Annotated in this window: 18 protein-coding genes and 1 riboswitch; of the genes, 6 read left to right on the top strand and 12 right to left on the bottom strand. The window is 52.5% G+C overall.

Annotated features, from left to right (window positions below; all coding sequences use genetic code 11):
* Positions 1–49: 49 nt before the first annotated feature.
* Entirely contained in the window at positions 50–1,267 is a 1,218-nt protein-coding gene (locus AC3RCL_RS12000; protein ID WP_015736013.1) for an MFS transporter, read from the bottom strand.
* A gap of 193 nt (positions 1,268–1,460) precedes the next feature.
* Between AC3RCL_RS12000 and AC3RCL_RS11995 the strand changes: the two genes are divergently transcribed.
* The gene (locus AC3RCL_RS11995; protein ID WP_015736014.1) at positions 1,461–1,871 is read left to right on the top strand and encodes a winged helix-turn-helix transcriptional regulator; all 411 of its coding nucleotides are present in this window, start codon (positions 1,461–1,463) and stop codon (positions 1,869–1,871) included.
* A 104-nt stretch (positions 1,872–1,975) separates the two neighbouring features.
* On the opposite strand, the gene AC3RCL_RS11990 is transcribed toward AC3RCL_RS11995, so the two are convergent.
* The 4 genes from AC3RCL_RS11990 to AC3RCL_RS11975 form a co-directional block, all read right to left on the bottom strand.
* Entirely contained in the window at positions 1,976–2,974 is a 999-nt protein-coding gene (locus AC3RCL_RS11990; RefSeq protein WP_015736015.1) for an ABC transporter substrate-binding protein, read from the bottom strand.
* Between the two features lie 34 nt (positions 2,975–3,008).
* Positions 3,009–4,724: an ABC transporter ATP-binding protein gene (locus AC3RCL_RS11985; protein WP_015736016.1), complete on the bottom strand. Its 1,716-nt coding sequence runs from the start codon at positions 4,722–4,724 to the stop codon at positions 3,009–3,011.
* A 90-nt stretch (positions 4,725–4,814) separates the two neighbouring features.
* Positions 4,815–5,849, bottom strand: coding sequence for a FecCD family ABC transporter permease (locus AC3RCL_RS11980; protein ID WP_015736017.1), 1,035 nt, complete (start codon positions 5,847–5,849; stop codon positions 4,815–4,817).
* Positions 5,850–6,905: a FecCD family ABC transporter permease gene (locus tag AC3RCL_RS11975; RefSeq protein WP_049788715.1), complete on the bottom strand. Its 1,056-nt coding sequence runs from the start codon at positions 6,903–6,905 to the stop codon at positions 5,850–5,852. It lies immediately after the preceding gene.
* A gap of 228 nt (positions 6,906–7,133) precedes the next feature.
* Positions 7,134–7,194, top strand: a riboswitch (Fluoride riboswitch).
* Positions 7,195–7,265: 71 nt separating this feature from the next.
* Here AC3RCL_RS11975 and AC3RCL_RS11970 point away from each other — a divergent pair.
* Positions 7,266–8,591, top strand: a complete 1,326-nt coding sequence (locus AC3RCL_RS11970; RefSeq protein WP_492535433.1) for a voltage-gated chloride channel family protein — start codon at positions 7,266–7,268, stop codon at positions 8,589–8,591.
* 17 nt (positions 8,592–8,608) lie between these two features.
* On the opposite strand, the gene AC3RCL_RS11965 is transcribed toward AC3RCL_RS11970, so the two are convergent.
* The 3 genes from AC3RCL_RS11965 to AC3RCL_RS11955 are packed head-to-tail and all read right to left on the bottom strand — an operon-like array spanning position 8,609 to position 10,547.
* Entirely contained in the window at positions 8,609–9,292 is a 684-nt protein-coding gene (locus tag AC3RCL_RS11965) for a hypothetical protein (RefSeq protein ID WP_096774275.1), read from the bottom strand.
* Positions 9,289–10,179, bottom strand: coding sequence for an ABC transporter ATP-binding protein (locus AC3RCL_RS11960; RefSeq protein ID WP_096774276.1), 891 nt, complete (start codon positions 10,177–10,179; stop codon positions 9,289–9,291). The genes AC3RCL_RS11965 and AC3RCL_RS11960 overlap by 4 nt, the downstream gene beginning before the upstream one ends.
* The gene (locus AC3RCL_RS11955; protein ID WP_009591066.1) at positions 10,179–10,547 is read right to left on the bottom strand and encodes a GntR family transcriptional regulator; all 369 of its coding nucleotides are present in this window, start codon (positions 10,545–10,547) and stop codon (positions 10,179–10,181) included. The genes AC3RCL_RS11960 and AC3RCL_RS11955 overlap by 1 nt, the downstream gene beginning before the upstream one ends.
* A gap of 232 nt (positions 10,548–10,779) precedes the next feature.
* Here AC3RCL_RS11955 and AC3RCL_RS11950 point away from each other — a divergent pair, with 232 nt between their 5' ends.
* From AC3RCL_RS11950 to AC3RCL_RS11940, 3 genes are all read left to right on the top strand, one after another.
* The gene (locus AC3RCL_RS11950) at positions 10,780–11,913 is read left to right on the top strand and encodes a phosphodiester glycosidase family protein (protein ID WP_192571444.1); all 1,134 of its coding nucleotides are present in this window, start codon (positions 10,780–10,782) and stop codon (positions 11,911–11,913) included.
* Positions 11,914–12,160: 247 nt separating this feature from the next.
* The gene (locus AC3RCL_RS11945) at positions 12,161–14,242 is read left to right on the top strand and encodes a restriction endonuclease fold toxin (protein WP_492535432.1); all 2,082 of its coding nucleotides are present in this window, start codon (positions 12,161–12,163) and stop codon (positions 14,240–14,242) included.
* 19 nt (positions 14,243–14,261) lie between these two features.
* Positions 14,262–14,663 (top strand): immunity 7 family protein, encoded by a 402-nt coding sequence (locus tag AC3RCL_RS11940; RefSeq protein WP_096774279.1) that lies wholly within the window; start codon positions 14,262–14,264, stop codon positions 14,661–14,663.
* A gap of 168 nt (positions 14,664–14,831) precedes the next feature.
* On the opposite strand, the gene AC3RCL_RS11935 is transcribed toward AC3RCL_RS11940, so the two are convergent.
* From AC3RCL_RS11935 to pxpB, 4 genes are all read right to left on the bottom strand, one after another.
* Positions 14,832–15,470 carry a pyroglutamyl-peptidase I gene (locus tag AC3RCL_RS11935; protein WP_492535431.1) on the bottom strand — a complete coding sequence of 213 codons (639 nt, stop codon included), beginning with the start codon at positions 15,468–15,470 and terminating at the stop codon, positions 14,832–14,834.
* 65 nt (positions 15,471–15,535) lie between these two features.
* Positions 15,536–16,297, bottom strand: coding sequence for a LamB/YcsF family protein (locus tag AC3RCL_RS11930; RefSeq protein ID WP_492535430.1), 762 nt, complete (start codon positions 16,295–16,297; stop codon positions 15,536–15,538).
* Between the two features lie 7 nt (positions 16,298–16,304).
* Positions 16,305–17,312: a 5-oxoprolinase subunit C family protein gene (locus tag AC3RCL_RS11925; protein WP_492535429.1), complete on the bottom strand. Its 1,008-nt coding sequence runs from the start codon at positions 17,310–17,312 to the stop codon at positions 16,305–16,307.
* Positions 17,309–18,028 carry a 5-oxoprolinase subunit PxpB gene (gene pxpB, locus AC3RCL_RS11920; protein ID WP_492535428.1) on the bottom strand — a complete coding sequence of 240 codons (720 nt, stop codon included), beginning with the start codon at positions 18,026–18,028 and terminating at the stop codon, positions 17,309–17,311. The genes AC3RCL_RS11925 and pxpB overlap by 4 nt, the downstream gene beginning before the upstream one ends.
* Positions 18,029–18,267: 239 nt before the next feature.
* On the opposite strand from pxpB, the gene AC3RCL_RS11915 reads away from it, so the two are divergent.
* A complete protein-coding gene (locus tag AC3RCL_RS11915; protein ID WP_176502419.1) occupies positions 18,268–18,444 on the top strand; it encodes a hypothetical protein in 177 nt (58 codons plus the stop codon).
* Positions 18,445–18,524 lie beyond the last annotated feature (80 nt).

The raw sequence follows: 18,524 nt of genomic DNA, 5'->3' as shown, positions 1-18,524 counted from the left end.
TCTCCCATGATCCGCTCCGTCATCACCTCCCTTCATCCTAAATGTTGCTTCATGCCGCTGGCATATCCGGTTTATCCGATTTATTATCCGAATCCTTTCGTTCCAGCTTCAAGCTCCAGCCCGTGAGCACGACCGCACCGGCCACCATCAGGGCTCCGATCCATGCCGTATGAATCAGGCCCATGGAATTCGTGATCAAGCCGCCTAGAAATGCGCCGATGGCGATACCGGCATTAAATGCGGCAATGTTCAGCGCGGACGCCATATTCACGGCTCCGGGCGCAAAGCGCTCGGCCAGCATCACAACGTAAACCTGCAAACCCGGCACGTTCATGAACGCCAGGAATCCCATAAGAATAATCGTGATGAGTCCCGCCGCTTGAAACGGTGCGGTAAACGTAAGCGCGAACAGTACCAGGGCTTGGGCTATAAACATATAGAGCAAGGCTTTCAGCGGGTTGCGATTGGCCGCCTTTCCGCCGATCACGTTACCGACTGCAATGGCTATCCCATAGACAAGCAGGATGACGGCCACCGTATTTTCGTTAAAGCCTGTTATATCCTGAAGCAATGGGGATAAATAAGTGAAGACAACAAAGGTCCCGCCATAACCGAGTGCCGTAATCAGGAGCATGAGCAGCAGTCTGCCGTTCGTCATCAATTTAGCCTGGTCGCGGAATGAAGTCCGTTCTCCCTTAGGCAGGTCCGAAGGGACCAGGATGCTGTTCGCAATCAGCGCAACGATGCCGACGGCAACAATCGCGACAAAAGCAAACCTCCAGCCCAACTGCTGACCGATAAACGTTCCGAGCGGAACGCCGGTGACCGTGGCTACAGTAAGGCCCGTGAACATAATGGAGATCGCCGATGCCCTGCGGTTCTCAGGCACCACGCTTGCGGCAATAATCGAGCCGATCGACATGAATACGCCATGTGAAAAGGCCGACAGGACCCGTGCTGCAAGCAGGACGCCAATGGAAGCTGCGCTCGCTGCCAAGCTGTTACCGATAATAAAAATGATCATAATCCAGAGCAGCAAGGTTTTCCTGGACATTCTGGATGTGAGCGACGTGAGAATCGGCGCACCGAAGGTAACGCCCAGCGCATACATCGACACAGTTAATCCGGCTGTCGTCACGGAGATATTCATATCCTCCGCAATCAACGGCAGAAGCCCTACGCTGATGAATTCCGTTGTTCCAATGGCGAAGGCACTGACGGCAAGCGCTATTAGCGCAAGCAAACTTCTTTTTTTATCTATAGTCATGATGTTCCTATTTTCCCCCTATCCTATTCTCTTGCTTGTATATTGTAAAAATATGACGTATGGTGTAATCCAGCTGGCAAATGCTATTATGATTCATATCATCACTTGTGTGAAGAACGTACTTTTTTGTAATGTAGGTACCTGACAGTACCCTAGGCACTTTTTAGTGCCTATCAAGAATAGGAGGCTCCATATGCAAACGAAGAAATACAATATAGCCGTCGAAGCAACATTGGAAGTAATCGGGGGCAAGTGGAAATGCGTGATCCTCTGCCATCTGACCCATGGCCGTAAACGGACCAACGAGTTGAAGCGCCTCATGCCGCACATCACCCAAAAAATGCTGACGCAGCAGCTGCGAGAGCTGGAGGAAGATGGCGTGATCAATCGCATTATTCATAATCAAGTGCCGCCTAAAGTGGAATATGAGCTCAGCGAGTACGGCAGAAGTTTGAGCGGAATTCTAGATATGCTCTGTGCATGGGGCGAAAAACATATTACGAAAGTATACGGGGACAAATTCAGCGTGCTTGAAGACAGCATCCTGAACGATAAGTTAAAAGTCTCAGACGAGCCCACAACCTCAGATGCACGCTTGACCTGATTTATAAGTATAAGCACTCCTGATACAACAGCAAGGGCAAGGTCCGTGATCACGGACCTTGCCCTTTTCATATATTCCATCTCTATCGCATGTTCGAAAATTGATTATTTCGCATTCTCCTTCTCTTTTTGGCTGACGATCATGTCCGTCACTTCCTCGGCCTGAGCCAGGACCGCAATGGGATCAAACGGCCAGAATCGCTTGGCATCCAGATAAAACACGCGATCCTGCTTCACCGCTTCAATCGAAGTCCACACCTTATCCTTCTTATCCATCTCGGCCCCGTTGGACTCATCAAAGAAAATATAATCGCCAGCATAATCTTTGAGCACTTCCAAGGAAACCTCCTTGTAAGTCACGTTGGCATCAATCAATTCCTTTTGGATCGTTGCCGGAGGCGTTAGCTGGAGTTCCTTATAGATGGCCAAGCCCCCGCGATAAATGCCGTCACCGTACAGGTAGAAGGTTTTGCCGAATGCGCCGAAGATCGAGAACGTCTCACCTTCTTCCAACACACCGTTCACTTTTGTGCGCAGCGCTTCGATTTTTTCATCAAAACCGGCAAGCCATTCTTTTGCTTCTTCTTCCTTGCCAAGGATTGCGCCGAGTCCCTCTACTTCTTCGTGCACGCCTCGATAGGTTTCATAAGGAAGAATGACGGTCGGTGCGATTTTGGACAATTTCTCGTATAGCTCCGGGTCCGAGTTCGCGCTGATAATCAGATCGGGGTTAAGTTCCACTATCTTCTCCGCAGAGCTATCCCCGGTGTTCTCTATGCCATCGATCAGGTCCTGGATATGGACGTTCTCCAAATCCGTCGCGGTGGCGCCTACCGGCTTTTCACCGAGCAGCAGCAGCGTTGGCAAGTAGGCATCCACTACAATACGCTGAGGATCCGTCGGAATTTCGATGTCTCCGTTAATTGTCGGCACCTTTTTGATTGTTGGGGCTGAGGCTTCAGTCTTCGCAGTATCCGTCCCTGTTGCTGTTTCGCCTGCGGAACCGGCTTGATTCGCCGTATTTCCATTTGCGCCGCATGCCGAGATGAAGATCGAGCATAAGACAAGGATGGTGAGCATGACGCGTAATTTTGACTTGAACATATTTTACATCCTCCTAAGTATGGTGTTAGTTGAATCAAGCCCCGAATTGAGCTCGATGCAAACGGCTGTATATGCCGTGCGTCGCGAGCAGATCCTCATGGGCTCCTTGTTCGGCGATGCCTTTGTCCGCAACGACCACGATGCGATCCGCATTCTTGATGGTTGCGAGCCGGTGGGCAATCACCAGCGTCGTTCGTCCTTCCGAGAGCTCGGCAAGCGCCTGTTGAATCGCCGCTTCGGTTTCCGCATCAAGCGCGGACGTCGCCTCGTCGAGAATGAGGATCGGCGGGTTCTTGAGGAACATCCGGGCTATCGACAGTCGCTGCTTCTGTCCGCCGGACAGCTTCACGCCCCGCTCGCCAATCAAGGTGTCCAGCCCATCCGGAAGCGAAGCAACCAGCTCTTCAAGCTGGGCACGGCCCACCGCTTTCATGATGTCGCTGTCGTCAGCATCTAACCTGCCATAAGCGATATTTTCGCGGATGCTGCCATCAAACAGGAACACGTCCTGCTGGACGATGCCAATATGGGAACGAAGGGATTGCAGCGTCATGTCGCGAATATCGATCCCGTCTATCGTTATCTTTCCGGCTTCCGTGTCATAGAAACGAGGCAGCAATGAGCACAACGTGGTCTTGCCCGCTCCGGACGGCCCTACAAGCGCGACGGTTTCGCCTGCGCGAATGGACAAATGGACATCCTCCAGGACGTGGTCTTTGTTCTCGTAACCAAAGGTTACGCCGTGAAAGGCAATGTCACCACGTACATGGCCGAACGGCTTGGCACCCGGCATATCCGCGACGTCGGGTTCGCTTTCCAGAAGCTCCAAATACCGCTTAAAGCCGGCGATTCCCTTCGGATACATCTCAATGACCGCATTGATTTGTTTAATCGGACCGAGGAACACGTTAGACAGCATGACAAAAGCGATAAATTCCCCGTTGGTCATCCGGCCCTCAATCACGAACCAGGTGCCGCATACCAGCACGAACAGGGAGATGAATTTCATCAGGATAAAGCTGATCGACGAGTTCCAAGCCATGATGCGGTAAGCAATCAGCTTCGTCACGCGAAAGCGGTTGTTGTTCTCGGCGAAACGCGTGATTTCATGCTCCTCGTTCGAGAAGGCTTGAACCACGCGGATCCCGCTGACGTTGTTCTCCACGCGTGCATTGTAATCGGCAATATCGGAGAACATGCGCTTGAACGCTGCCGACATTTTCCCGCTGAAATACAGCGATAAATAGATCATCAAAGGAACGATCACAAACGTCATCACGGCAAGCTGCCAGTTGATCCCGAGCATGATGCCCAGCGCTCCGGCAAGCGTCATGACGGCGATGAACAGGTCTTCCGGGCCATGGTGGGCAATCTCACCGATATCCATCAGGTCGTTGGTCATTCTCGAAACAAGATGTCCCGTCTTGTTGTTGTCAAAAAAACGGAAGGATTGCTTCTGAACCCGATCGAACAGCTTTTTGCGCATATCCGTTTCAATGTTGATACCGAGTTTATGACCCCAATACGTAACTACGTAATGCAGGAAAGAACTGACGACATAAATGCCGAGAAGCCCAAGGCAAGCGTATAAAATCCACTTCCAGTTCCCGCTTGGCAGCAAGTCGTCGATCACGCGGTTGACGGCTACCGGGAATATCAATTCCAGCAAAGCGGCAAAGATAGCGCAGCAAAAATCCAATATGAATAGCCCTTTATAAGGCTTGTAATAGGAAAAAAATCGGCGCAGCATAAGGACCTCCTTAAATCCGTAATGGCGTTAAAAAATGTGCAAGCCCTTACCCGTCGCAAGATTGCGCTAGATCCCAGCGATCTTGGGCAGCTAAGCTTTTGTCCTGGATAGCAGGTACAGGAAGTACGGAGCGCCAATCACGGCAACCACGATCCCGGTCGGAATCTCGGACGGTTGAATGATCCAGCGGCCCAAAGTGTCGGCAGTGATGACCAGCAAGGCTCCGACCAGCGCCGTTACCGGAAGCAGCATTTGATGCTTCGCACCGACCAAGCGCCTGGCCAGATGCGGCGCTATAAGCCCGACGAATCCGATGCCGCCGCTCACCGCGACGCAGGAGGCAGCCAGACCGACCGCCGCTGCCAGCAGCTTCAATTGCTCCCTTGTAACGGAGGCTCCCAGTCCGGTCGCCGTCGGCTCTCCAAGATTGAGAACGTTCATCACCTGCGCTTTGTACATCACGAAGGGCAGCAGCACAAGCATCCATGGGAGCAATGCCAGGACGAACTTCCAGCTCGAGCCCCAGATGCTGCCTGCTAGCCAGGTGGCAACAAACTGATATTTTTCCGGGCTTAAACGCAGCGTCAGCACGATCATAGCCGCACTAATGCCGGCCGCTACGGCGATTCCCGTCAACAGAAGGCTCGTCGGCTTAAAGCCTTGATTCTTCTTGTAAGCCAGCACGCATATCAATGCCGCGGTGCCGCCCGCACCAATCAGGGCGAGTACCGGCAGCAGAAAGACCGGAGCCGCGGCCGTGCTCGGAAAAAATGAAATGAACAGCATAACCATTAATCCGGCTCCCGCATTGATCCCCAAAATGCCGGGGTCCGCCAGCTCATTACGGGAAATGCCCTGCATAACGCAGCCGGATATCGCCAACCCGGCACCAATCAGAAGCGAAATGACGATCCGCGGCAAGCGGAATTCGAACAGCACAAGCTCCTGTTTGTCCGTCCCGCCGCCAAACAAGGTTTTTATAACCTCAAGTGGCGACAAGCGAATGACCCCCGTGTTCATGCTGATGAGAAACACCAGTATGATTAATGCACCCAGGACAGATAGCGTCATAATCTTGCGCTTCCTGCCTTTACGCTCGTGCATGGTATTGGTAACGGCATCCATCTACAGCTCCCTCCTTTCTTTGCGTGCCAAGTAAAGGAAGAAGGGCACACCGATCAGTGCGATGATCGAGCCCACAGGCGTCTCGTATGGGGGATTCACCATTCTTGCCGCCAGGTCGGCTATGACGACCAGCAAGCTTCCCAGTACGGCCGAGCAGGGAATGATGAGCCGGTAGTCCACGCCGACAAGCTTCCGGGTAAGGTGCGGAATCATCAGACCGACGAAGCCTACCGCACCGACAACCGAGACGGCAGCCCCCGCCAGCACCAGCACGATTACCGTACCGCCCAGCTTGACAAGTCCCGTTCGCTGACCGAGTCCCTTGGCGATATCGTCGCCGAGGCTGAGCATGGTAATGGAACGCGACAATGCTATTGCGCCCAATATAGCAGCTGCTATCCAAGGCAGCATAATTTTCAGATGAACCCACTTAATCCCCGCCGTACCGCCGGCATACCAGAACGCCATGTCCTGTCCGACCTGAAAATACAATGCGATGCCTTCGCTCAGCGCGCTTAGCAGAGCGCTCAGCGCCGCACCCGCCAGAACGAGACGAACCGGTGTGAGACCGCCTTTTGCCATGGAACTGACTCCGTACACGAGCACGGCACCCAGGCCAGCCCCCAGGAACGAGAACAGAATCAGGTACATATACGGCAATCCCGGAAAAAATGCAAAGCAGATCGCAATGACAAATCCGGCTCCCGCATTTAATCCGAGCAGACCCGAATCAGCGAGCGGATTTCGGGTCATGCCCTGCATGATCGCACCCGATACGGCAAAGCAGGCACCCACCATCGCTCCGCCGAGGACCCTCGGCAGCCGAAGCTCCTGAATAATCTGATGCTCCGTCACATCGGGATTAAAGAAGAACACCGCTTCCCATACATTTCGCAGATCGATGTCGGCCGCGCCGAGCGATATGGATAAAGCTATGCCAAGCACCAATGCTGCCACGCCCCCGGTAAGAATCAGGGTCGCAGCCCATGGGCGCCCTTTGATATTGGCGTGGGTCTTGGCATCCGTAATACTTGGATTGGACGTGTTTGATGACATCATGTTCCCCTCAATTTTATGATATTGATTATCATTATCATTGGTAACTATAAAATAGACACCTTTCTTCGTCCATGGACAATTTGAATTTCTCCTTGGAAAAAAGTCCATGTCCAAGTCAAGCACTTTTTTCCAGGTCAATCGCAGCAATCCGAATTAAGTGTTCGTTTAAACCCTGATTTGTTGTCTGTTGACATATAAGCCGCCGGTCCATTACAATAAATGCTAATTGAATGAGGCGATGGAGTTCGCCATAACCGCTTCCATAGCTAATGACTCCTACCAGAGGTCGCTTTCCTGGTAGGAGTCTGTTTGTGTATGGGGGGTTAGCGGCGAATCTATAGAAACGGGTGAGCTTGCATGATGAAAAAATGGATTGAGAGCGCCGGGAAATGGTCATTGGCCATGTTATCCGGTTACTTCATCAAATGGGTCGTTCTGGGAAGCCTCGTGGGATTGATGACGGGCAGTGCCTCCGCCTTCTTTCTCTACAGTCTGGACTACGTGACCTCCCTTCGCTTGGGAAATCCATGGCTGTTATACCTTCTTCCCTTGGGAGGCGCCGCAGTCAGCTTCCTTTATTACAAGTTCGGCAAGAGCAGTGCCAAGGGAAATAATCTCATCCTGGAACAAATTCATGGCGGAACCGAAAGCATTCCATTGCGAATGGCGCCGTTGGTCCTGATCGGTACTTTAATCACCCATCTATTCGGGGGGTCGGCAGGTCGTGAAGGCACCGCCGTTCAGATGGGGGGCAGCTTGTCGGAGTGGCTCGGCAAACTTATCCGCGTAACGCCGGCGGATCGAAAAATACTGTTGATCTGCGGAATCAGCGGCGGTTTCGGATCGATCTTCGGCACGCCGCTGGCCGGCACGCTGTTCGGGCTTGAAGTCCTTGCCATCGGGCTGGTCTCGCATCAGGCTCTCCTGCCTGCATTCGCGGCCAGTATGGTCGGAAACCTGACCGCTACCTCTTTATGGGGCGTCAGCCATCTGCATTATCCGATAGGAGATATTCCGGCATTGGGTTTTATGGTGATCATGAAGGTCGTCTTCGCCTCATTGACATTCGGTCTGACAAGCCGGCTGTTCAGTGAGCTAACCCATTCGCTCAAGCGGTGGTACGGTTATGTTTTTCACAATCCGATGGTCAAAAGCGCTGCAGGAGGCGTCATCATCATTGGGCTGGTCTACCTGCTCGGAACCCGCGATTATCTGGGGCTGGGCATCCCGCTGATTGAAGCGGCCTTCGCTGGCGAAGTTTCGCCTTTTGCTTTTCTGGGCAAAATTATCTTTACCTCGCTGACGCTCGGAGCAGGGTTCCAGGGAGGCGAAGTCACCCCGTTATTTGCTATCGGGGCAACGCTGGGCAGCGCATTGTCGGAGTGGATCGGATTGCATGCCCCTTTCTTGGCTGCTTTAGGTTTCATCGCGGTATTTTGCGGAGCGACAAACACCCCGATTGCTTGCTTTATTATGGGAATCGAGCTGTTCGGCGGTGAAGGCGCGGTGTATATGTTTATGGCCTGCGTCATCAGCTACCTCTTTTCCGGTCACTCCGGCATATACACATCGCAACTTATAGGCACTTCCAAACACCCGCAGCTTTCGTACCCGCCGGGCACGACCCTTGCCGGATCGAAGGCGTTTAACCAACGCAAAGACAACAAAAAGACGTCCGAGTAATCGGACGTCTTTTGCCTTTACACCGAGCTTTTACGAATCGAGCGGTAGCTGGAGAGTGCGAGGATAACCGAGATGGGAATGAGCCACAGGGACAATTCAAAGGCAGTGTATCTGACAACCCAGTCAATCACTTGCCCCCACCAGCCGTAGTGGGTGACCAGAACGCTGGCCCCCGACAATAGAATGAAATAGGCCGCGAACATAACAAAGGTCTTGATGCCGCGATGACGAAGATAGAACACGCCGATTCCTATCCCGATAAAGGCAAAGGTAAGCAGCAAAATGAAATAAATGATGAATTGTTCGAATAACGTGCCGTCATTCAAATACGGCAGTTTGAAGAACGATAACCGTTCTCCCCAAGAGCTCGTTAAGCTTTCTATTTCGGCTAATGCCAATAATATAATCGACGTTAAGACGCTGTACGATACCACCATCAGAACAGAGCCCAGATAGAAGTCCGTTCTTCGAATGCTGAATCCGAGGGAGAAGGGAAACAGCTGGAGCACCGATACCAGAGCCGCGATAAACACATAGATAAAGATCGTTGCCAAACCCCCGGCATAGATCGCTTCACCATTAACCATTACGCTAATAATGTAATTGACCAGAAAGCTGAATGCCGTGATGGCCCAGGGCAAGTAAAACCAGGATAGTTTCTGTCTCGAATAAATATGGATTACGCCAGGAATTCCGTTCATGGTTGGACCCCCACCTTTTCGCGCTTAGTTAAATATACGATCAATTGTTGAAGGGAAACGGGGGTTGTTTCCAAGCCCAATTCCTCCGCCTCTTTTTGCAGCCTCGTTGTCGCGCTTCCCATCACCGTGACGGACAACATGGAAGCGAACGATTCCCGATGTATCACTTCGTGCCCTTGAATAAACGATTCGACCGTTCCGGAAGGACCGACGATCTTAAACGCACGCCCCCGCAAGTCATCCGTAGTATCATCAAGTAAGATTCGGCCGGAATCAATGACGATAATATGCTCCAGCAATCTGCTGACCTCATCAATCAAATGCGTGGACAGAATAATCGTGCGCGGATGATTCGTGTAATCCTCGATCAGATGATCATAGAACAGCTCCCTGGCCACGGCGTCCAGTCCAAGATAAGGTTCATCAAAGATCGTTATGGGCGCGCGGCTGGCGAGTCCGACGATGATGCCTACCGATGAGAGCATGCCGCGGGACAATCTCTTTACGAGTCGTTTCATAGGCAGCCGGAAAACCTCGATCAGTTTATTCGCATATGCCGCATCCCAATTCGGATAAACGTTGGCGGCAATTCCCATAACGTCCTTGACCGTAAAGATATCCGGATATTTCTGGCCTTCCTTAATGAAGCATACCTGCCGGATCACCTTATGATTTTCGTATGGATGTTCTCCGAATACGCGAATCTCCCCTTGGCTCGGGAACAGCTGCGCCGTTATCATCTGCATGATGGTCGTTTTGCCCGCGCCGTTCCTGCCCAGCAATCCATAGATCTTATTCGCCTCGATGGTAAAGCTTACATTATCGACAGCCGTCGCATCCTTGTATGCCTTGCTCAAATTCTTAACTTCGATCACGGTTTGGCTCATCAGTCTTGCTCCCCTCTGCGAATCATTTCCGACAATTGATCTTTGGTAATCCCAAGTTTGGCCGCTTCCTTAACCATGGCGACCACATACTGTTCATAAAACTCCGTCTTGCGCTTCTCCATCAGCAGTTCACGAGCTCCAGAAGCTACAAACATGCCAATCCCCCGTTTCTTGTACAAAATTCCTTGATCGACCAGCAGATTAACCCCTTTGGCAGCTGTAGCCGGATTGATCTGGTAAAAGGCTGCAAACTGATTCGTTGATGGAACCTGCGTTTCCTCAGGCAGTCGTGCTTCGATGATGTCGTCTTCAATTTTGTCGGCAATTTGCATGAATATCGGTCTGCTGTCATCAATCTGAAATGCCATTTACCTCACCAACTTTCGTTTATAACCTCGTTACATAATTGGTTAGTTACTTATGTAATTAACCATATAAGAGATGAGCTTCTTTGTCAATGGGTGATCGGAATTTTTTTACAACGCCGTGCCATGAACATGGACTTTTGTCCTAAACAAATAGTCCCTGCAAGCCGATAAAATATAGGCACTAATACTACGCCCAATACAGATATAGAGACAAAGGAGCTTGAGAGGAAACATGAAAAGAATCATTGCAATCGTTGTACTGGCCATGCTGACGGTCATCACGCCGCTTTATGCCGCATCCGCCCCCAAAAATTTGGCCTACGTGGACAAGAACAGCCAATCCTTCATCTCGGTCGGGGTACTCAAGACCTATGACGGTGTAAAGGTAGCTTATACAGCTGCAGAGAAGAAACTCAACATCACACGAGACGATACAGCCCTCACGCTGTACCTGGGCAGCCGAAATGCTTATGTAAACGGCAAAAAGGTGCAGGCAAAAGCAGCCCCGTTCTCCGAGAACGGCACCACATATGTACCGCTGCAATTTGTCAGCCAGCATCTTGGCCTTAAGCTGTCCTGGAGCAATAACAGATCCACCCTGAACATTACGGACGGCAGCGTGTCAAACACCCTTCCCGTTCTTTCGGGGAACATGATGACCGGTTCATCCAAGGCCGTGACGTCGGCCAGAAAAACATTTAAAGTAGGAGCGCGTTCCTTCAGCGCCCAGGTCGTCACCGTTTCGCTGCTCCATCCGAAGGTGGAGCTGGACGTTGTTTTGGCAGGCAATAAAGCAGGCAAAGTCGAAGACTTGCGGAGCATAGCGAAGCGCAGCAATGCCGTGGTTGCCATCAACGGGACGTTCTTTGACGCCTATACTTCGGGAGCGTACAAAGCACCGTACGGTTATTTGGTCAGCAAAGGCAATATTTTTCACAAGGCCTCGGGAGATAACCGGACGATCTTCACCTATGACAGCAACAATCTGGCGACGATGATGCCGGGACTCGACTTCAAATCCGTATATGAAACAGGCCGTATGGAAGGAGCACTTCAAGCGGGTCCGCGTCTGTTGACCAATGGCAAGGTGACGCTGGACGTCAAGAAGGAAGGATTCAAGGATCCGAAGATACTGACGGGCGGCGGTGCGCGAAGCGCGCTCGGCATCACGAAGGACCACAAGCTGATTTTGTTGACGACAGGCGGCGCTACCATTCCCCAACTGGCGGAAATCATGAAGCAGGCAGGTGCCTACCAAGCGATGAATCTAGATGGCGGGGCCTCCAGCGGATTGTATTATAACGGCTCTTACTTAACGACGCCAGGCCGTCAGATCAGCAATGCCATCGTCGTAAAATATAAATAATGAACCCTCTCCTCTGGTTAACCGGATCTTCCGCCGGCCGCCAGAGGAGTTTTATTTTATGAGCAGCACTACCTCCGTCTCGAACCGCATATGCTGATCAAAGAAATGTTTCACTATGAGGACCATTTGTGTAAATATATAGCAAACTGTCTATCGGGAGCCATGGGATAGTTTGTGGTTGATTCAGCGGGGGGTGAATTCCATTACATCGTCAATAGCGGTTATTCGGACGAGAGTCAGGGACACCATGGAGCGGATATACGGGGTCTTAAGGGAATGGATCGGAAAATATCCTATCCTTTCCAAGGTTTATCACTTGTTTTCCTGGATTTCCTTGGCGGTGCTCGTTGTAAGTCTGGTTCTGATCGAAGAATCGCGTACCATGCTTGTTCAATATTTATGGTCCTTCTACGTGCTGCTGCAATTTTGGCTGTTAAGCCGGAGCAAAACGGTCGCCTGGAAGCAGGTCAGCTTATTTGTTCTCTCGGGCGTTCTCTTGGTCATTCCCTTGACCAACGGGACCATGCAGGGTCTGCATATGATATTCGGAGGACGGACGACCGACACATGGTCATTTGCCGTCATGACCCCCATCATCGAGGAAATTTACAAGCTGCTGCCGCTGGCAGTATATTTGTTTTTTTCAAGAAGAGCCACTTCATTGAGCCTCGGCGATTACGTATTATTGGGCGCTGCTCCCGGCATTGGCTTTCAATTTATGGAGGAGCTGTCTAGACGGCTGGTCCAAAGCAATTACGGAGTTTCTTTTCTTGGCGGCAAAACGCTGCATTGGGAGTTCTTCGATTGGTTTCCCGGCTACTTCGAGGAAAGCTTTATTCCTACCATGATGAATGTTACGCATCCTGTACATAGTTCCATGATCGCGCTCGGCATCGGCCTCGCTTTTCGTTTCTCCAAACGCCTCACACGCTGGGCCTATGCTTTTCCGGCGATCCTGCTGCTCTGGGCTATCCTGAATCACGCGGCCTGGAATGGCCAGAATCGGCTGCCGGATTGGATACTTGCCCTTCATGAGTGGACCGGGGAGGGCTACCGAACCGAAGGATTCTTCCTGACCCTGCTTGTTCTCGGCTTGTTCATCGACTACTGGGACCTGCATCGAATACGGGATCGATTGCCTGTGCTTAAGGGGGAAGCCCTCATCAATCCGTTAACGGAGCTTTGGCAGATGACGCGGGCTTTGTTTACGGACCGGAAGCGCCTGGGCTACTTGATCGGTTTCTACCGTGAGCGGCGCGAGCTCGGATACTCGCTGCTGTACGGCAATCTCGAAGCCGCGGACCAAAGGGATCAGGTTCAGGACAATGTAAGAAAGTATTCTGCCGTACTGGGAGCCATCGGAATCCTCATGCTAGCTGCCGGGATCCTATCCAGCGTTGGCGACTTCATGACGGCAGCGGACTCCTCCTGCTTTGCGTGCCTGTTCGACTCCCTCCAGAATTGGTGGGATCGGCTTAGCGGCTGGGAACAAGCGGGAATCATATTGGGTGCCTTTGCCCTGTCCCTGCTGTTTGTCAGCTTCTGGCCGGCACTCGGCATTGCCATGACAGGTGCCGGCATTGCCGCAGGGGGACACGAAATCGCTGGATACATCCGCGATCCGAAGAAGCTGCTTTCTCCTCAAAATGCGGCCGCTGCCGTGTTAGCCGTGATCCTCAGCCGGATCCCGGTCGGCAAAGGCCTCTCGTGGCTGTCCAATAAACTGGGCCCGCGGGCAAGAAGATGGTTCGATTCGCTCACCGATAAATTCGGCTCGAAGACGCGCGAAAAGCCGGATGGGCCCCATGAACAACCGCGAGAGAATCCACGGAAGCCTGACGATGACCATGAGCATAATAAGCCGGACGAAGACAAACCGAATCAAGATAAACCGGATAACGAAAAGCCTGATGAAGATAAGCCGAGTGACAAACCCGATAACGAAAAGCCTGACGAATCAAACGACACCCCCCAAGAGGCACCGAGATATTCCGGGGAGCTGCAGAAGGTCAACAAGCCGGACGCGGCCGCCGATGCGCTGGCGGAACGGCTCGGCGGAGAATCAAGGATGAAGTTTGATTCCGATCCCATCGGCCGGGAATTCGACGCGATTAGCGATGAATACATCGCCCAGACCAAGCCTGCCCTCCAGCAGGTGAACAAAAAGGTGCGCGATCAAATGAAAGCGACCTTCGAAGCTGCCGAGCAAACCGGCAGAAAGGTCTATTATCATTTTGAAGGGGAGCCTGCCCAATCGGTTATTGACAAACTGCATGAATACAGCCAAAGATATGGAATAGAAGTCCACATCGATACCGATCCATTATAACGACAAGGAGTGAGCTTTCATGTACGAATTTCACGGCTGGGCTACCATTCAAGAGAGTCCTGCGGAAGCGGATGCCGGGCAGCTCGATATGATCATTCAGAAAATACAGCTTAAAATTACCGAATTCGCATGGGGCAGCGGCTTGTTATCCTTAAATGCGGCCAACGGCTCATATTATCTTCATGTCGGCGGGTTTACCAACCGCAAGGGAGCCGAAGCTGCCGAGATTGTAGCGTTGTACCAATTGATTGGCGAAATCGCTCCCGGTTCATACGGTTTGCTGTACACCCGGGACGATGAGAACTTGGAAGGCTACGATAACGAGTTCCGGGTTCAAGTGCTGGCACGCGGACAATTACAGGAGCAGCGCGACGCGTTCCTCTCTCCTTGCGTGCCGGTGATCGAAGATCAAGTCGACTAACGACGATATCCGTAGGGTCCTTGCTTCGAATCTATGCGTTCCGTTGTCTTAAAAAATCCCGCATCCCTTCATGCCATGTTTCCATGGAAGACGGGGTGCGGGATTTCTGGTTTATTTGAATATGGCCTGGTTCGTAGTAACACTTGGCGAACGAGCTTTCAAAAAGGCTTAAACACGTCCATTCAATTCATCGATCGTTGCTTGAACGATGATTCGCAGGCCGTTCAGCATCGTTTCATGCGATAGGGTCGGCAGGGTCGGCTTCTCCACGGCCATCTCCGTCGAAGCCGGAAAATGCACGAAGCCGGCAATAGCAGACCGTTGCTCGCGCCGGATTTCATTCAGAATCGCATACATCGTATTGTTGCAAATATACGTTCCGGCTGTATTGGATACCGATGCCGGTATCCCTGCTTCCTTCAGCCGGTTGACCATCAAACGGATCGGAAGGGTTGAAAATAATCCGTCCGGTCCGTCAACGTCTATAGGCTCGTCTTGGGGCCGTGCACCCCGGTTATCCGTCATCGTCGATTCCGGGGGTATGTCCTTGATGTTAATCGCGATCCGTTCCGGCGTAATGGCGGTCCGGCCCCCCGCCACGCCGCAAGCGATGACCGCATCGGGTTCGCCTGCCTTCATCTCCTGCAGCAGAATGTCCGCGCATTCGTCGTAATGCACGGGAAGAAGCAGCGTCCGGATCTCGGCGCCGGGAAAGACCTCTTGCCGGATCTCCTCAACCAGTCTCTCCGTAGGATTGACGGAACTCCCGCCAAAGGGCTCAAAGCCTGAAATTAATATTTTTAACATATGGCATATCTCCTGTACTCGGTTATGTAAGCTGCCTGGGTCATTCGTAAATATTTAACTGATCATTACGATTGGATCGCTTGTACGTTGACGCCCTCGGCTTCAAGCCGGGATCGCAAGGTGGTGGCGAATAGCGATGCGTGCGCACCGTCTCCATGTATGCAAACGGTGTCCGCTGTTATCGGGATCAGCTTGCCGGTCAAGGATACCACCACGTTTTCCTTAACCATCCTCACCACCTGCGCGACGGAAGCTTCGGGATCGGTGATGACGGCATCCGGCCGATTCCTCGGCGTGAGGGAGCCGTCGTCCTGGTACGTGCGGTCCGCAAACACTTCACTGGCTGTTCGAAGCCCTGCTGCTTCCCCTGCCGCGATCAGCTCGCTGCCCGCCAATCCAAACAGAATGAGGGTCGGATCGATTTGTTTGATGGCGGAGGCAATCGCGTCTGCCAGGGGCCTGGAGGCTGCTGCCATATTATAAAGGGCTCCATGCGGCTTTACATGCTGAAGCCCGGCCCCTTCCTGTATCGCAAAAGCCAACAAGGCCCCCACCTGATAGGTGACCATGTCATAAGCCTCAACGGGCGTAATGTCCATCCTTCTTCTTCCGAAACCGGCCAAATCGGGCAAGCCCGGATGCGCGCCGATGGCGGCGCCTCTCTCGACCGCCTGACGCACCGTTGCCCGCATGACGGCCGGATCGCCTGCATGGAATCCGCAAGCGATGTTAGCCGAGGTGATGCTTCGAAGCAGCTCCTTATCGTTGCCCAGCTTGTAAGCTCCGTAGCTCTCTCCCATATCGCAGTTCAGGTCCACTCGAACCATGGCGAAATCACCACTCCTTTAATTTATGCTTGATCATCGCTTCCATCATTCGAATCTCCCGGGCGCGGGCCGCGTATAACCGTTCCGCTGCCGCCAAGGAAATTTCCGCAAAACGGATGCTGGCGCCTGGCGGCAGCTGGGCGATCAGCGGAATATCGACCGAAGCCACCTGCGCGATTTTGGGATAGCCGCCAAGCGTCTGCCGATCCGCCATCAGAATAATCGGCTGGCCATCGGAGGGAACCTGTACCGTTCCCAAAGCAACCGGCTCGGATATGTATTCCTTTGCTTGCCTTAATGTCAGCGGCGGACCGGACAATCGGTAGCCCATACGATCCGATTGCGGAGTAACGGTGAACCGATCCCGGAACAACGCTCGCTGGCTGTCGTCGTCAAAATCATCGAATTGACGTCCGTTCAGGACGCGCACCACCGCATCTTGCCCGGTGAAGTCATACCCTGAAGCAGAAACGGACCATTTCGCGGTGAGAAAGCCGCCGGAATCGTCAACATGAAGGTTTCGTTCAGACGAATCCACCGGAAGCCGGGAAGGATGGGCATGCAGCGTATCCCCTTGCTTGAGTGCTCTTCCCTCATATCCGCCGATACCTGCCCTTAAATACGTGCTGAGGCTGCCCATGACCGGCGGGACATCAAATCCGCCGGATACGGACATATAAGCGCGGCACCCCGCTGCCGGCTGTTGAAAGCTCAGCACACGCCCCGCTTTGACCAGCACCGAGCGCCACATGGGCACCTTTACGCCATCGATTAGCGGCAATAAATCCCCGCCTGTAAGGGCAATCCAACAATTGTCGTGAAATTCAACGGCCAATCCTGACCATGTGATCTCCAGAACGGCGTGTTCACCCTCATTGCCGACAAGTCGGTTGGCAAGCCGATAGGCATAGTCGTCCATGGCTCCAGCCGTAATGATACCGTACCTGCCGTAACCCCGTCTCCCTGAATCCTGAAGAGTCGCCAGCAGACCCGGCTTGATGACGGTCATGCTCATAGTCTCACTTCCCTTAACCGCTCGTATTCCTCGGCTTGAATGGGCCGGAACCGAATATACTGCCCGCTTTTCAACAGCGTTGGCGGCTCGGCGCCGGGACGAAACAATGCGAGCGGCGTCCGGCCGATAATCTGCCAGCCGCCCGGCGTTTCAATCGGATAGATGCCGGTTTGCGTCCCGGCGATTCCAACGGAACCAGCCGGTATTCGCAGTCTGGGCGTCTTTCTCCTCTGGGTTGCGATTTGCTCCGGGATTCCTCCTACATACGGAAACCCGGGGGCGAAACCGATGGCATAGATCAAGTAATCCTGCCCGGAATGAATCTTGACGACATCCAAGGGCGACAGATGATTCTTCCGGGCCACCTCGTCCAAATCGGGCCCGAATTCGCCTCCGTAACAAACCGGAATATCGACAACCTCGTAAGGCCTCCGGTTCTCGTCTGCCGTGTTCGCATCCATCCGCTGTTCCAGCATCGAGCATACATATGCAAATACCGTATCGAATCCGTCAGGCTTTTCGATCTTATGAAAATCGTAGTAAACCGCGATGCTCGTAAACGACGGGATACATTCGATCCAGCCCATAAATGGCTCCCGTTCCAATCGCCTCGTCATATCTGTGACCTGACGATGCACCTTCTCGCTCACGAAGTCCGCAAATTGAATGAGGACGGCCGAATCCCCAAGGGGGTAGAGCGTATAGGACTTGCTCATCGTACATCCTCCGTTCTGTATGTACTAACCTGATCTCCGTCTATCCTGAAAGGATTATCCCTATGATAGCAGAGAAACAGGCATTCGTTGAATACGAAATTCTATTATCATCGATGAACATGAGAAACGGTCAGCTTCGTTCCGAACATGCCGCCGGATGCTGTTGCTGCCCTTTTTGCATAAAATTTAGGCATCCTTGGCAAAATACAGAAGTCGTACTAGCATAAGGAGGTGCCACTATGAGCGAACAAAACCGTAACGGCAACGAACCGACAAAAGCGGAAGTCCAGACTACGAAATTGAACAAAATGCCGGTTCCAGGTGAATTTGACACCGAGTTCTCTGCCGAAGAAGCAGCCGAGGTGTTTGAACAGCAGCAGCCTAACGCGGGTCAAAACACCGATAACCAATCATAATAACATGCAGAAGACCTCACGTATGATCCTTTACGGGATCACGGTGAGGTCTTTTTAGTCGGTCATCTAACAAGCGAACC

The sequence above is a fragment of the Paenibacillus sp. MT86 genome (assembly GCF_058792535.1).
Note: the sequence above shows the minus strand (reverse complement) of the source record. Positions and strands in the feature narration are given on the sequence as shown.